We start from the raw sequence: 14,026 nt of genomic DNA, 5'->3' as shown, positions 1-14,026 counted from the left end.
GCGCTTTCATCAACTGACATACGGCATACCCCTTTCTTTTAAAATCCCATTATTAGCAAGGTAAAGCGCTTTCTCTTTAATGCTGGGCCGATCCCTTATCATTTGCGTCTCGCCCCCCTTCAAAGAAAAATGTGAGGAATTAGGGAATAAAAAAACACATAAATTAACATGTCCTATAACATGCAATCTATGTGAATCTCTTAATCTCCGTCACAATTATTAACTTGTTCACATCATACTCGCTTACCCCATATATTGTCAACAAATTTGTATATTACCATTCTATTCGCAGATCGGGACGTATAGAACGTAAATAATCCAAGCTTCTGCCTATTCCTTCTACTACGTCGTCTACCTGTTCATATTCGATCAGATAAACTCCTTGAAACGGCACAACCTTCAGCAGCTCATCATAATTCAGGTTATCATCGCCAGGCGCGCACGCCACCCAATAATCGCCGACCTGTTTCCAATCCTTCAAATGACAATAGTTGATCCTGTCTCCCAACAGCTTAGCGTAATCCGTCACCGGCCTCGATGGATCAACGGCTTTTAGATTACCGGGATCGAAGTTGAAGCCGACAGCAGAAGGCAATTCTCTTAGCAGCCGTTGCAAAGAAATCCATTCCGTGGATGTCGTATGCTCATGGATGAATCCATTGTTTACTTGCGTGTTGCGCCCGTGTGTCTCGATAGAGATCACCATTCCCAATTCCGTGCAAAGCTCATTCATCTCAGCAAACGCCTGAAGCATAACTGCCCAACGTTCCTCCGTCATCTCAGAAGCAAGCTCGAATCCTGTAAACAATCGAACATGGGTAGCATTCAGACGGGAAGCAAGCCGTATATCATGGGCAACCCGCTCCTTCATCTTGGTAACTTGTTCTTGTCCTCCTATAGTAAAGTCGTTCTCCAATGCCACGAACGGGGCTTTGATACCGTAATCATTCATACAGATTAATAGATCATCTATAGCCTGTTGGCTAATATCCCTTTGAATCCGCCCAGGGAAATCCCCCCCTATTCCAAGCTCCAAGTAACGAAGATCGAAGCTTTTGGCTATCCTACAATGATCTTCTATCGTACGGTAATGTAAACCCCATTCCCCTAGTCCTACGATCATGACAGACTTCCTCCCACTATTAACAATCAATCTGCAGCCTATTGGCCTGCCTTACTTTATAGGATCATCACTCACACAGCTAAAATTGATTATCTCCATTCTGTGCCTTGTTCAACAGCCTGCTGCCTGTAAGCCAAACCGTCACCCCAGCTCCCCATAATATCAGGCCTGAGCCAAAGCCAACCACTGTCCACCATGCCACAATCTGATGATTCCCTAGAGTAACTCTAGCGGGCACCATAAGCAATGTAATTGTCGCAAGCAAGCAAAGGAGCAACCCAGTAATATAGTGGGTCTTGATTCGGAAAAGATGAGCCAGCGGAAAGAAATGAGCACCGACAATAAGGGCCATTACAGGGAAGAACAAATCAAAGTGATTGGTTGCGCTGCAAATTGCGCTTGCGGCACCAATCAACACACCTTCTAAACTGAAAATAATACCGAACCAAATACCCACTCGCTTGGAGTGACGGGTATCCGCCTCCGACATCTCATTCGATAACACCCTGGTTGCCTTTATCAATACCATTCCCCCAGTAAATTACCAATCAGCAACCGAATGATCGTCTTCATGAATCCAGTACGGCAGCTTCCAATCTCCGGAATACCGCAATGGGGCAATCTTCTCCTCATCTAGCTCAACACCCAGTCCCGGAGCCGTCGGAAGGTCAACGTAACCATCCTTCAGCACAAACGGCTGTTTAATCAGCCCTTCACCGAGTGTAATCTGCTCCTGAGCTACAAAGCTTGGAACCGTTGCTGACAATTGGATGCTTGCTGCCAAATTAACCGGCCCGAGCGGATTATGCGGAGCGAAGCCCGTATAATACACCTCTCCCATCGCTGCAATTTTTTTGGCTTCCGTAATGCCTCCGCAATGAGCAAGATCGGGCTGCAGGATGGCTGCAGCTTGCTTTTCCAATACATCCTTAAAGCCCCACCGTGTATACAGCCTTTCTCCAGTAGCTATAGGAATTGTAGTCGAACGCGCGATTGTCACCATCGTATCCACATTCTCGGGCAGGCAAGGCTCTTCGATAAACATCGGTTTGAACGGCTCGAACTCTTTAATTAGCTGCATGGCAAGCGCCGGACTTACTCTGCCGTGAAAATCGATGCCGAAATCGACATCCGGTCCGATCGCTTCGCGCAAAGCTGCCACCCTTTGAACCTGTCGGTCGATGAAGCCCTTCGTTTCAAGGATATGAGCCGGTCCGGGCAAAGCCGTTTTGATCATCGTATATCCTTCTTGAACCGCCTTCTTAGCGAGCCCAATAAACCTTTCCATATCATCTGTGGTTACTTTTTCATCAGTATTTACATGCTTGTAGACGCGAATTTTATCCCGCACCGCTCCACCTAACAGTTTATATACCGGGACATTTAAGCTTTTTCCCAAAATATCCCACAACGCCTGGTCGATTGCACTAATGGCGCTGCACATAATGGCTCCGGCACGATAAAAGGTTCCCCGGTACATTAAATTCCACAAATGCTCGATATTTCTCGGGTCTTGACCAAGTAGCATATATTCAAAATCTTGGATGGCCATCTCGACGACCCGCGCTCTCCCTTCCAAGCAAGCCTCCCCGATACCTGTAATACCTTCATCCGTAACTATTTTCAGAAATGAGTACCTTGGTTTCACATGAATAACTTCCATTTTTGTAATTTTCATAGTCCCACTCATCCTTTCCCCTGTAACAATCTAGGATTTGACCGCTCCGGCAGTTAAGCTGCTTATTAGAAACCTTTGGAAGAACAAAAAGATGATCGTAAGTGGAATAATGGCCACAAGCGATGCCGCCATCATATCGTTCCACATAATTTTGTATTGCCCGATGAGCTGACCTATCCCGATAGGTACGGTTTTCATCGTTTCGGATTGAGTCAAGACTAGTGCGAACATATACTCATTCCAGCCCGTAATAAACGAATAGATGGAAGTTGCCGCAACTCCAGGCAAGCTGAGTGGAAACACGATTTGCACAAACGTCCGGAACCGGCTGCAGCCATCGATAGCCGCGGCTTCATCCAGCTCTTTCGGAATACTTTGAAAGTAACCCATCATCATCCACGAGCAGAACGGAATAGTAAATGATATATACGTCATTATGAGTGCAGTATGGGTATTAATGAGTCCGAGAGTTTGGATAATTTTATAAAATGGAATCAACAGCATGATGGACGGAAACATCTGGGTAACCAGCAGAAAGGTCAGAAACATTCCCTTGCCTTTAAAATGAAACCTCGAAGCACCATATCCGGCCAAGCAGGAGAAGGCTAGAGAAATTAAAGTGGATACGGATACCACAACAAAGCTGTTAATAAAATACCGGGCAAAAGGATAATCGGTCCATATTCGTTGATAAGGAACGATGGTTGCCTCCAAGGGAATCCATCTTGGCGGGATCGTGAATATTTCGGTATCGTTCTTCAATGAAGTTGACAGCATCCAAAGAACCGGGATCAGAACCGAAATACCTACCAGCACTAAGATCGCATACGATATACTATTTTGCAGCAAAAGACGCTTTTTATTTATCATCTGCCATGAACCTCCTGTACAGATAGCTAACAATGAAACAGATGATAAACACGAGGACAGCAATCGCCGACGCTCTTCCGAAACGGAAATCCTGGAAGGCAATCTTATAAATATCAATACTGATCACGCTGGTAGCATCAACCGGACCTCCGGCCGTCAATAACCAAATGATTGTAAAATGCTTAAACCACCAGACAGTTTCCAAGATTAAGGTGACTAGCAATACAGGCATAAGGCCAGGCAAAGTAATGTTTCGGAATAACTGCCACTTATTGCCTCCATCGATTTCCGCTGCCTCGTACAAATCTTTGGATATGGACTGCAATCCGGCCAAAATCAGGATCATAACCAACGGATAACCCTTCCAAATACATGCGATGACAACTCCAACCATGGCAAATCCCGGATCGTCCAACCATGGGATGGGGTTTGTAATAAGATGCATCCCTTGTAATATGTAATTAAACAGACCGTACAGCGGGTTATACATCCATTTCCATAGCAGAGCAACCACAACTTCCGGAAAAAGCCACGGCAATATAAGCACGGCACGGAAGAACAACCGGAACCGTATCTTCATATTCAACAAGATACCCAGCAGCGTTCCAACAAACATGTTACCTATGACGACTAAAAAAGCGAACTTGAAGGTCAGCCCTATTTTATGAAAAAACTCAGGATCCGATAAAGCTTGAGTATAGTACTGGAAACCGACTAATTTCCACTTGTTAATGAGATTCGTATCGTATCCGCTTATAAATACTCCAAACACTAACGGATACGCGATTAAAGCCAGCATCGTAAGAAGAGCCGGCAGGATGAACCAATACCCCGGCCAAGGAGTTTGATATGCGTATGACCTTCTCACCATGACCCTCCTCTTCTTCGTTTTATTAGGGAAAAGCCGGTTGGCTCTTCCCTATAAAACACCCTGCTACTTATTGTTTTTGATTTCATTCTGTGTTGCAGCTGCGGCTTTCTTGGCGGCATCCTCGGCACTGGATTGCTTGGTGATAACGGCTTGATAAGCTTCTGCTGCAGCAACCTGTACATTAGCGTAGTAAGGAACGACAGGCACCTGAACTGAATAATCCATCGCCTTTAGAAAGCCCTCAAGCGCTGGGCTTTTGATCTGTGAATCCGCACTCGCATCAAGGCGGGTCGGGAAGCGTCCTGTCACTTTATTCCACTCCAGCTGATTTTGTTTCTCCAAAATGAACTTCACATAGTCTGCAGCTTCTTTCTTATGCTTGCTCTTGGCGGAAACAGAGAAGCCAAGCATACCTAAGAAAGAAACCGGGCTTTTCCCTGGCGCATGTGGCAGCGGCACACCCGCAAGCTTGCCCTCCAACGCCGGATTTTGCTTTATTATGGCACCAATGGAATGCGGACCTGTAACCATCATGGCTGCTTTCTCCGAAGCCATCAGACTTACGGCTTCCGCATAAGAGGTTTGCAAGGGGCCTGGAGGCACAACATCATATTTATTCACCAAATCGCCGTACAGCTGGAACGCTTGAACAGCTTCAGGTGAAGCGAATTGAGTCGTCCATTCCTTTTTATCGTTCTGCACCAATTCCGTTGCTCCGAACGTACGCATGATCGGAATAAACCGTGAGCCGCCAGAGCCGTTTTTAGAACCTACCAATGCAAAGCCCCAACGGTCTTTCTTTCCATCCCCGTCGGAATCCTTCGTCAGCTTCTTGGTGGCTTCGATAAACTCATCCCAAGTCTCCGGCGGCTTGATACCCTCCTTATCCAACCAATCCTTGCGGTATAGCAAGCCCGTAGGGATCGTAAAGAACGGAGCATACTGCAGTTTATTATCAAATATAGCTTCCTTCAATGTCGCTGGATGGAAGCCCTTCACATAGTCCGCGCCCAGCAGTGTATTCATATCTTCCGTCAAACCCATTTCGTAAGCTTTAGCATAAAATTCAGGACTATTCACGAAAATGTCGGGCATGTCGCCGCCTGTAGCCATCGTAATGATCTTGCCGTAAACATCGTTCATCGGAACGCCAATAAATTCGATTTTGATATTAGGATTTTTGGCCATGAAGTCATCAGCGAATTTCTTTTCGACATCACCTTCAGGCTTTTCCACCACGGTCGGGGAAATAATTTTCAACGTAATCGGTTCATTGCTTTTCGCTGCCGCCGGAGCCGCAGTCTTTGGTTGTTCTCCGCCTGTGCTGCTGGGTTGACTACTGGATGGGGCACTGCTTTCTTGTGTTGAACAGCCTGCAGCCATCATTGATGTCGAAATTGCAAGCGCTGTCAATCCTTTTAAAGCTTTTTTCATTGTAAACCCTCCCGTTTCGTCCTTAAATTTATATTTTGAAGCAGACAGGCGGGTTTGCCACCTACCAATCCGCTACAGAACCGTCCTCATGGTACAATCTCGGTGTATCCCAGTTGCCTTCGTATTGTTTCTCCTTCAATGCTTCCTCATCAATCTCAATCCCTAAGCCCGGCCCTTCGGGAATTTGGATGTAACCGTTTTCAATTTGGAATGGCTTCTTCAGAAAGCCTACACCTAAATCGGATTGGTCATCTATGGTAGGATGCTCTTGTATAAGGAAGTTGGGCGTGCATGTATCCAATTGCAAGCAGGCTGCAAGAGAGATCGGACCGAGAGGATTATGAGGAGCTACAGCCCCGTAATGACTCTCTGCCATGGCTGCTATCTTCTTGGATTCGAAGATTCCTCCGGCGTGGCACAAATCCGGCTGAACTATCGCAACCGCTCCCTTTTCTATTAATTCGCGGAATCCCCATTTCGTAAATAACCGTTCTCCGGTAGCAATTGGAATTGTGGTTGATTGGGATATTTTGACCATTTGATCCACATTTTCCGGCAAGCAGGGCTCCTCTATAAACATCGGATAATACGGTTCAAAGGCAGCTGCTAAACGAATCGCCATAGCAGGGCTGACACGTCCATGGAAATCTATCGCGATATCCATTTCTTTACCGACAGCCTTACGGATCGAGGCCAGTCTTTCGACCTGTCGTTCTAAGTACGCTAGATTATCTACAATTTGCACAGGAGCATCGAGTCCGATCTTAATTGCCGTGAAGCCCTGCTCCTTGCGGCGGAGAGCGGTACGAACCGAATCCTCGACTGTGTTGCCGTGACAATGAGCGTACATACGAATTTTATTGCGGCATACACCGCCTAACATTTCATACACAGGCATATTATAAAATTTTCCCTTTATATCCCAAAGAGCCTGCTCGATCCCACTGATAGCGCTCACAAGTATCGGCCCCCCACGGTAAAAAGCACCTCTGTACATCGCTTGCCAATGATGCTCAATTTTTAGAGGGTCTTCTCCTATTAAATAGGATTCCAGCTCATGAATAGCCGTTTCAACCGTTTTGGCTCTGCCCTCCACAATGGGTTCGCCGTAGCCGACCAACCCTTCATCTGTATGTACTTTTAGAAACAACCATCTAGGCCTTACGTGAATTAGCTCCAGTTTGGTGATTTTCATTTGATTTCTCCTTCGTTAAAGTATGGTCGGATAGCTTAACAACCGGCAACTCATCGGCTTTCCTGCTCTGATTCAACTGAGTGGCCGAGTGGCGGATCATCAGCTTAGGCATGATTTCAATTTTCTTCGGCTTTCTCGGCTTCTTGTTCTGAAGCTTCTGAATAAGCAGCGATGCAGCCTTCACCCCCATCTGAAATGCCGGAACAGCCACTGTGGTCAGTGGAGGATCCAGCAATGGCGCCCATTCGGAATCATCATACCCTACAACCGAGATATCTCCGGGCACATCCAATCCTGCCATTCTGACTCCTTTAAGCACATCCAAAGTTAAATGCATATTGGTGGAAAAAATAGCTGTAGGGCGATCCGGCATATGTAATAGCTCGATTACAGCCTCTACCCCGGTTCCTTTACCGGCCTTGCATATTTTAATAATCGTTTCGTCCAAAGGCAGGCCGTGCTTTTGCAGAGCCCTTTTGTAACCCTCAAGCCTTTCTTTGCGCACAGAGTTTTCTAAAGTAAACAATATGGTCGCGATCCGGCTGTGCCCCAGTTGAATGAGATGCTCTACGGCTTCTACGGCTCCCGCGATAGTATTTGTGACCACTTGGTCTGTAACGATTTCTTCCCATGTGCTGTCTGCGAATATATAAGGAATATCTAAAGAGTTTAATAAGTCATCGACTTGCTTATGTTGACGGATTGGACTGACTATAAGTCCGTCTACCCGCTTGCTTTTCATCATATGTATATTGGCTAAATCTCTTTCCGGATCCCATGCGGATTCACTGACCATAAGCCCGTATCCGTTGCGCATGCACTCTTCCTGCACCCCCCTTAAGGCTACGGACCAAAAGGAGTTCAGATCGCCAACAACGAGTCCGATTACTTTGGTCTCCTTTTTCTTCAGGCTCTGAGCAACTGAGTTAGGTCTATAGTCCAAATCCTTGATGGCTTGCTCTATTTTCCCCCTCATCTCTTCAGACATGTACTGGAAGTTACCGTTAATAACTCTGGAAACGGAGCTCTTGGAAACACCTGCCAATTTCGCAACATCATCAATAGTCGTCATGTTACACCTTTCTAAAACCGTTTTCTAAAACCGATTTCTAAAACCGATTTCAGAACCTATAATACTAAACCCATGCTTTTCCTGTCAAGGAAAATTTGGGATAAACAGGAAAGCTAAAAATGCAAAAAAACTAGCGGACAATTGCCGCCAGGTTCATGGCTATGGAAGGCTATGAGTTAAAAGAGAGAAAAGGCTGCCGATCGGCAGCCTTCTTCTGATCCTTTTCGAGTGTGTCACCTCGTTATGCTTGAATACTTTATTCCTGCATCTGATTTTGCCTGTGGCATTCCTCAATAACAGCAATCCGTTGGCGGACTTGGTCGAGGGTAACCTCCAATGGAGCATTATGGACCATCGTTTGATACAGCATCTTATAAAAGGTTTCCGTCATGGTGCTCATCAATTCCTTAGTACTCGGATCCCCTGAAAAATCCCAGCTTTCTTCATACCACTTCAGTTGTTCCCGGCAATATGCAGGCTCCCCTTGCTCATTGGAAATCGGCTGCGTATCCAGCTTATGCTCTACCGCTTCCTCCGGCTTGAAATACTTCCAATCCAAATGGGTTGTAGTACCTTTGATGCCGCCATTGGTACCTTGAATATGGTATGTGTAGCTGGAATACGTATTGCAGGAGGAAACCTCAATATCAATAACAGGCCGGCCTTTCCCATGCAAAATCACCTTTACATAGTCTTCGGCATCGCCAGAGGTGTTGGCTCTATCCATGAAGCATGTGACATTCGGCATCACATCCGTGCCAAAAATCTGCAGGGCCTGATCAACCGAATGCGGACCGTTGTTCAGCAGGTTGCCACCATTGTTCGCTTGCAGCGTCTGCCAATCCCACCGACGGGAGAAATTACTATCAACGATACTGACATGAATCACCCTGCCGATGTCTCCAGAATCTATAATTTCCTTCACTTTCATAAAACCGGGGGTATACCGTTTTTGGTGAAAAGCAACCAGCAGCTTGCCCGATTTTTCTGCCGTTTCCGCTAACATATCCAATTCGGCAACCGTTCGGGCAACAGGTTTCTCGCAAACCACATTCATTCCATTTTCAAGAAATAAACGAGTCACCGGAACATGCAGCTGACTCGGGGCAGCATTAATAACTAAGTCTATATCCGTCCGGCCAATTAGATCCTTGTAATCCGAAACGACATCGCAGCCATATTCCCGCTCTGCTCTCTCCAATCTTTCCGGTATCGCGTCCGCTATTGCCACAATTTCAAATTGCTCTTTCATATCGCTTAACGTTTTCGTATGAATGTTCAATCCGCTGCGGCCTTGACCAATAATAGCGACTCGTATTTTACTCATCGCAGCTCCTCCGCTGCATTTCTCATATATTGCACATATTGGGGGAAAGCCACTTCAGGTTCTTCCAATTCTTCAGGATACCAAGCCTTTTCCCATTCATACACATAATAACCTTCATACCCTTTGTCTTTAAGCAGCTGAAACATATGCTTCAAAGGAATCTCGCCTTGGCCATTAAGGACGTATCGATGAGGATGTCTGCGACCTGTTCCGTCCACTTTAACCGAATCCTTGACATGAGCATATTGAATCCATTGACCCAAAGCGTCCCATGTAGCTTCAGGCTGCTCACCGATTGTACGGTACGGGTGGTGCAGATCCCAGAGAACACCGGCACCCTCGTGGTTAACCTGCTCCATCACCGGCTGCATATAACGGCAATCGGTCCAATCATCATGTGTTTCCACCAATACTTTGGCTCCAGAAGCGGCAGCGATTTGGGCCATTTCCTTCAAGTGCTTTACGATTAAACGAGTAGCTTCGGCTCGGTCCAGATCCCCAATTTTACCGCCGAATACCCGTATGTATGGGGTCCCGAAAATTTCACATAACCGGGCATATTCTTTGATTTCATTAATATTTTGTTCGTATTTTTCTACTGATACCGCCTGCACGGAACTGGAAAAACAGGATACCTTCAACCCGGCGTCCGTAATGCGAGCAAGTGATTCTTGCGCATTCGTTGATAACTCCGGCAGCTTCCAGACATTCATTTCACCATTCAATCCCCGAAAATCGATAGCGTCAAATCCGTATTCCGATGCATTGTTAATTATTTGATCCAAATGCCATTCTGGACACCCAAGAGTAGTAAACGAAAGCTTCATTTTGTATTTCCCCTTTTCGCAGTATTTGGAATTTGTATCCCGTGCTAAACAAGACGTTCCTCGAATCTTCGTTCAGTTTTAATATACATCTTGCATCCCTCGTTAGCTATAGAATTCGTCCAACGCTGCTCATAAAACATATCCTATCCTTCTGTAATCTTTTTCAAGTTATTAAAGCTTATCTCCAAGCATTCGAAGGGATTACGATCATAACATCGATCTTGTTCAACAGGCCCCCATTCCACACCTGTTTCTTCACAAGCCTTCCAAATCCGTGAGAAATTCATATTGCCTTCTCCAATGCTTCTTTTGCGAATTTTACATATCCCTCTTTACTGGTTCGGTACTCATTCGGCATACCGCCCAACCCCACATATTTACATCCCCAAATTAAATGCCTCTCTATAACTGCATCCAAATTATTCGTTAAGTCAGCGTACGGAATATGGGTCGCGCAGATGGTTAGTCCTTCACGATCTGCCATTTCCTTAAACTCTCTGTCTCCAACGGGACCCATTCCAGAAGCCTGAATCGCGTTGTAGCCAATTGCTTTTACTTTTCGAAGCGTTTCTGCCATGTCCTCAGGTGTTTTCAAATAATCGCGTACCGTATAAAGCTGTGCCGCTATTTTCATAATAATCTTTCACTCCTTTTTTTAAATCCGCAGGATTCTCTAATTACTAACGTAGGCTCGATTTCAAACCTTCTTGGTTCTATCCAGGTGAGCTTCTCCTGATTCGATATCAATGAGAATAAAAGATCGGTAGCTTGGGTAGTTAATTCCTCAACCTTGTAGGTTATGGTAGTCAGAGGAATCTCCGCAAATCGGGAAGCTTCCAAATCATCAAAGCCTATAATCGCTACATCTTCAGGAACCCTCAGACCTTGTTCTCTGCACCAACGAAGTGCGCCAAGGGCCAAATAATCACCAGATGCCAGGATGCCCGTAACAGATCCGTTTTTTATAATTTGAGATGCGGCACGATAGCCTTGTTCATAGCTGGAATTTTGTACAGTTGCAACCTGATTCGGATTGTATTCCAGATTACTTTCCTTCAGTGCAGCGATGTAGCCTCGGTGCTTCTCTGTATTTCTTGTACCCCCATAGATTAAAGCTATATCTTTATTGCCCATGTTTATCAAATGCTCGGTTGCTTTATAAGCACCGAGATATTGATTCATATACACGGAATCGCTCGGTAGAATAAAGTTCCCACCGGATAAAAGGATAATTGGATAATTCGCATCTCTAATGGATTTAATCTTTTCCTGATTTTTCCTCTGGTCTTGTATATCGGTTGGAAATAGGAAAATTCCGTCAACTTGCCGTGACAGCAAAATGTCCAGAGCTTTGGTTTCATAGTTCTTATCGTGATCACTGGTCATTAACATCATGTTATAGCCATTTGCTAACAATTTACTTTCAATATTTTGGGCTGTTTCTATTTGAATAGGGTTTGTGATGCTCGGCAATATAAATCCAATAACATAGGTTTTCTTCTGTACTAGGGAACGGGCGATCGAATTAGGGATATAGTTGAGTGCCTTTGCCACTTCTTGAACCTTCAATTTAGTGTCTTCATTAATTCGGCCACTGTCCTTTAAAGCTAAGGAAACCGTGTTAATTGAAACGCCTAATTTCTTTGCTATATCTTGTTGTCTTATTCGTTGGTTCATCATTAATCACCTGAATTCTATTTATAAACATACTTGGAGTATAATTAGCTGCTTCGTTCTTTTAGGGTTAAGCTACTTTTGACGCTGGCATTCGCCAGATAACGAGGGTAAAAGCCAGAGAGCACGTCTACGATATTTTGCGCTACTTTGCCTTTCAATTCCCTTTCTGACTCTTCGGAATACCAAGCAACGTGAGGATTCAGTATTACCTGTTCCATTTCCAGCAGCGGATTATCCGATTTAATCGGTTCGTGCTCAAGCACATCCAGAGCAGCACCCGCGATTCGGGAGCTTTGCAGCGCTGTGATCATCGCTTGCTCGTCGATCAAAGGCCCTCTGGAAGTGTTGATGATTATAGCCTCCCGTTTCATCTCGCTGAATTGTTTTGTGCTGATAAGCCCTTGTGTCTTCGGGGTTAGCGGAACGTGAACAGAGATGAAATCCGATGTTCGACACAATGTATCCAAGTCGACAAGTTCAACCTCATATTTCGATGCAATTTCACTTGTAATAAAAGGATCATAGGCTTTAACTTGTAAGCCGAGAGCCTTCGCTTTAAGAGATAAATTCTGAGGGATTTTTCCGAAGCCCACCAGACCTAATACTTTTTCTCTCAATCGGTAAATCGGTATCGCCCTTTTGTACTCCCACACTCCCCGTTTAATGTAGGCATCAAGCAATGAAACCTTGCGAGTGGACGCCAATAAAAGCGCAAGAGCATGATCCGCAACCTCATCAATGCAATAATCGGTACAATTGGCTACAACGATTCCCTTCCGGGTCGCAGCATCGAGATCAATCGTATTGACACCTACACCATAGCGAGAAATAACCTTGCAATTATTCAAATTCTGAATGACCTTTTCCGTTATTGGCGCATATTGATTCAGGATAGCGTCTGCATCGCGTGCTAGTTCAATAACTTCTTCTTCCGTCTTGCATTGTGCTGAAGTAATAAACTCAATATCCAGCTGATCCAATACGTCTTGCTCAATCTGTAGACTTTTATATTCATAATCAGTAATAACTACTTTATATTTAGCCATAACGTATTCAGCTCCCTCCCCTATGTTGAAATGCAGCTATAACCGTATGGTTATAGCTGCACGCCTGTTTATGCTGTCACTGTAATGGATTCTTTATAACCCTATAGCTCTCTCAGATCCTTGCGATCTACAAACTCGATTTTGGCACCGTTCGGGTCTTTGACCATTGTAATTCTACCAATCCCTGTACCCGCTGTTTTCGGAAAGCCCGGAAGTATTTCCAAGCCCTGCGAAACGAAATATTCGCTCAGCTCATCGACATTATCCACTCTCAATGCGATATGTCCAATCGGTGGAGATACAGGCTGTTGATTAGGACGATTCAGCAACTCGATCACATCATAGCCAAGATTCAGGTAAACCATGGTGAGCTCAGTTGCCTCCACCTTCATACGGATAAGCTCCTTCATACCCATCTTCTCCGAGTAAAACTGCTCCGCAGCCTCAAGATCGTGAGCCGATAAGGAAATATGATCAAACCCAAGCACACGGCCTCCAATGTCAGCAACTCGATACGTATTATCTCTTTGTATAAGCTCAACGCGAGTCCCGATGGAATCCGTCAAGAAGGTCAGTCTGCCATCTCCTGATCCGGCTACCTTGGGTGCGAATTGAAATTCAAAGCCATCTGCAAGCAATTTTTCATAATCGCCATCCAAGTCGTCCGTAAGGAAGCAAACATGATTCAGCCCCAAATTAACGCGATCCGCCTCATTTTGCCGGCATAATAGCTCGATCATTCCGCTGCCCAGCTGTACGTAAATACACTTGGTGTTATTGCCTGGGATATAGCTCTCATTAACTATCTTTCCACCGAGAATATCCACATAAAATTTAATGTTTTCTTCCGCATCTCCAGCAACAATACCAACATGGTTCAATTCAGTAATCATTTTCTCTGCCTCC

14 protein-coding genes are annotated in these 14,026 nt (G+C 45.1%); all 14 read right to left on the bottom strand.

The genetic code is table 11. The features are described from left to right. Nucleotides 1–274: 274 nt before the first annotated feature. Complete coding sequence (locus tag GC093_RS26025; protein ID WP_171654838.1) at nt 275–1,123, bottom strand: sugar phosphate isomerase/epimerase family protein; 849 nt, start codon at nt 1,121–1,123, stop codon at nt 275–277. Between the two features lie 79 nt (nt 1,124–1,202). Then, nucleotides 1,203–1,646, bottom strand: coding sequence for a DUF7010 family protein (locus GC093_RS26020; protein WP_171654837.1), 444 nt, complete (start codon nt 1,644–1,646; stop codon nt 1,203–1,205). Nucleotides 1,647–1,664: 18 nt separating this feature from the next. Beyond that, nucleotides 1,665–2,801, bottom strand: a complete 1,137-nt coding sequence (dgoD, locus tag GC093_RS26015; protein WP_171654836.1) for a galactonate dehydratase — start codon at nt 2,799–2,801, stop codon at nt 1,665–1,667. A gap of 30 nt (nt 2,802–2,831) precedes the next feature. After that, nucleotides 2,832–3,671, bottom strand: coding sequence for a carbohydrate ABC transporter permease (locus tag GC093_RS26010; protein WP_171654835.1), 840 nt, complete (start codon nt 3,669–3,671; stop codon nt 2,832–2,834). Further along, nucleotides 3,661–4,539 carry a carbohydrate ABC transporter permease gene (locus GC093_RS26005; protein ID WP_216624815.1) on the bottom strand — a complete coding sequence of 293 codons (879 nt, stop codon included), beginning with the start codon at nt 4,537–4,539 and terminating at the stop codon, nt 3,661–3,663. Before GC093_RS26005 ends, GC093_RS26010 begins: the two co-directional genes overlap by 11 nt. Before the next feature lie 66 nt (nt 4,540–4,605). Beyond that, complete coding sequence (locus GC093_RS26000) at nt 4,606–5,976, bottom strand: ABC transporter substrate-binding protein (RefSeq protein WP_171654833.1); 1,371 nt, start codon at nt 5,974–5,976, stop codon at nt 4,606–4,608. Nucleotides 5,977–6,037: 61 nt separating this feature from the next. Beyond that, nucleotides 6,038–7,171: a galactonate dehydratase gene (gene dgoD, locus GC093_RS25995; RefSeq protein WP_171654832.1), complete on the bottom strand. Its 1,134-nt coding sequence runs from the start codon at nt 7,169–7,171 to the stop codon at nt 6,038–6,040. After that, entirely contained in the window at nt 7,131–8,243 is a 1,113-nt protein-coding gene (locus GC093_RS25990; protein ID WP_171654831.1) for a LacI family DNA-binding transcriptional regulator, read from the bottom strand. Before GC093_RS25990 ends, dgoD (GC093_RS25995) begins: the two co-directional genes overlap by 41 nt. A 256-nt stretch (nt 8,244–8,499) precedes the next feature. Then, entirely contained in the window at nt 8,500–9,570 is a 1,071-nt protein-coding gene (locus GC093_RS25985) for a Gfo/Idh/MocA family protein (protein ID WP_171654830.1), read from the bottom strand. Next, nucleotides 9,567–10,397: a sugar phosphate isomerase/epimerase family protein gene (locus GC093_RS25980; RefSeq protein ID WP_171654829.1), complete on the bottom strand. Its 831-nt coding sequence runs from the start codon at nt 10,395–10,397 to the stop codon at nt 9,567–9,569. The genes GC093_RS25985 and GC093_RS25980 overlap by 4 nt, the downstream gene beginning before the upstream one ends. A 283-nt stretch (nt 10,398–10,680) precedes the next feature. Continuing rightward, entirely contained in the window at nt 10,681–11,031 is a 351-nt protein-coding gene (locus GC093_RS25975) for a sugar phosphate isomerase/epimerase family protein (protein WP_246315318.1), read from the bottom strand. Further along, nucleotides 11,028–12,074, bottom strand: coding sequence for a LacI family DNA-binding transcriptional regulator (locus GC093_RS25970; RefSeq protein WP_171654828.1), 1,047 nt, complete (start codon nt 12,072–12,074; stop codon nt 11,028–11,030). The genes GC093_RS25975 and GC093_RS25970 overlap by 4 nt, the downstream gene beginning before the upstream one ends. Nucleotides 12,075–12,118: 44 nt before the next feature. Then, entirely contained in the window at nt 12,119–13,120 is a 1,002-nt protein-coding gene (locus tag GC093_RS25965; protein ID WP_171654827.1) for a C-terminal binding protein, read from the bottom strand. A gap of 101 nt (nt 13,121–13,221) precedes the next feature. Further along, nucleotides 13,222–14,013, bottom strand: coding sequence for a VOC family protein (locus GC093_RS25960; protein ID WP_171654826.1), 792 nt, complete (start codon nt 14,011–14,013; stop codon nt 13,222–13,224). Nucleotides 14,014–14,026 lie beyond the last annotated feature (13 nt).

It is taken from the genome of Paenibacillus foliorum (assembly GCF_013141765.1).
GTDB classification, from domain to species: Bacteria; Bacillota; Bacilli; order Paenibacillales; family NBRC-103111; genus Paenibacillus_S; species Paenibacillus_S foliorum.
Note: the sequence above shows the minus strand (reverse complement) of the source record. Positions and strands in the feature narration are given on the sequence as shown.

Excerpts from the sequence above, each read along its gene's own strand:
- GC093_RS26025 (WP_171654838.1), bottom strand. The coding sequence starts at position 1,123 with ATGATCGTAGGACTAGGGGAATGGGGTTTACATTACCGTACGATAGAA.
- dgoD (WP_171654836.1), bottom strand. The coding sequence starts at position 2,801 with ATGAAAATTACAAAAATGGAAGTTATTCATGTGAAACCAAGGTACTCA.
- GC093_RS26010 (WP_171654835.1), bottom strand. The coding sequence starts at position 3,671 with ATGATAAATAAAAAGCGTCTTTTGCTGCAAAATAGTATATCGTATGCG.
- GC093_RS26000 (WP_171654833.1), bottom strand. The coding sequence starts at position 5,976 with ATGAAAAAAGCTTTAAAAGGATTGACAGCGCTTGCAATTTCGACATCA.
- dgoD (WP_171654832.1), bottom strand. The coding sequence starts at position 7,171 with ATGAAAATCACCAAACTGGAGCTAATTCACGTAAGGCCTAGATGGTTG.
- GC093_RS25990 (WP_171654831.1), bottom strand. The coding sequence starts at position 8,243 with ATGACGACTATTGATGATGTTGCGAAATTGGCAGGTGTTTCCAAGAGC.
- GC093_RS25985 (WP_171654830.1), bottom strand. The coding sequence starts at position 9,570 with ATGAGTAAAATACGAGTCGCTATTATTGGTCAAGGCCGCAGCGGATTG.
- GC093_RS25980 (WP_171654829.1), bottom strand. The coding sequence starts at position 10,397 with ATGAAGCTTTCGTTTACTACTCTTGGGTGTCCAGAATGGCATTTGGAT.
- GC093_RS25975 (WP_246315318.1), bottom strand. The coding sequence starts at position 11,031 with ATGAAAATAGCGGCACAGCTTTATACGGTACGCGATTATTTGAAAACA.
- GC093_RS25970 (WP_171654828.1), bottom strand. The coding sequence starts at position 12,074 with ATGAACCAACGAATAAGACAACAAGATATAGCAAAGAAATTAGGCGTT.
- GC093_RS25965 (WP_171654827.1), bottom strand. The coding sequence starts at position 13,120 with ATGGCTAAATATAAAGTAGTTATTACTGATTATGAATATAAAAGTCTA.
- GC093_RS25960 (WP_171654826.1), bottom strand. The coding sequence starts at position 14,013 with ATGATTACTGAATTGAACCATGTTGGTATTGTTGCTGGAGATGCGGAA.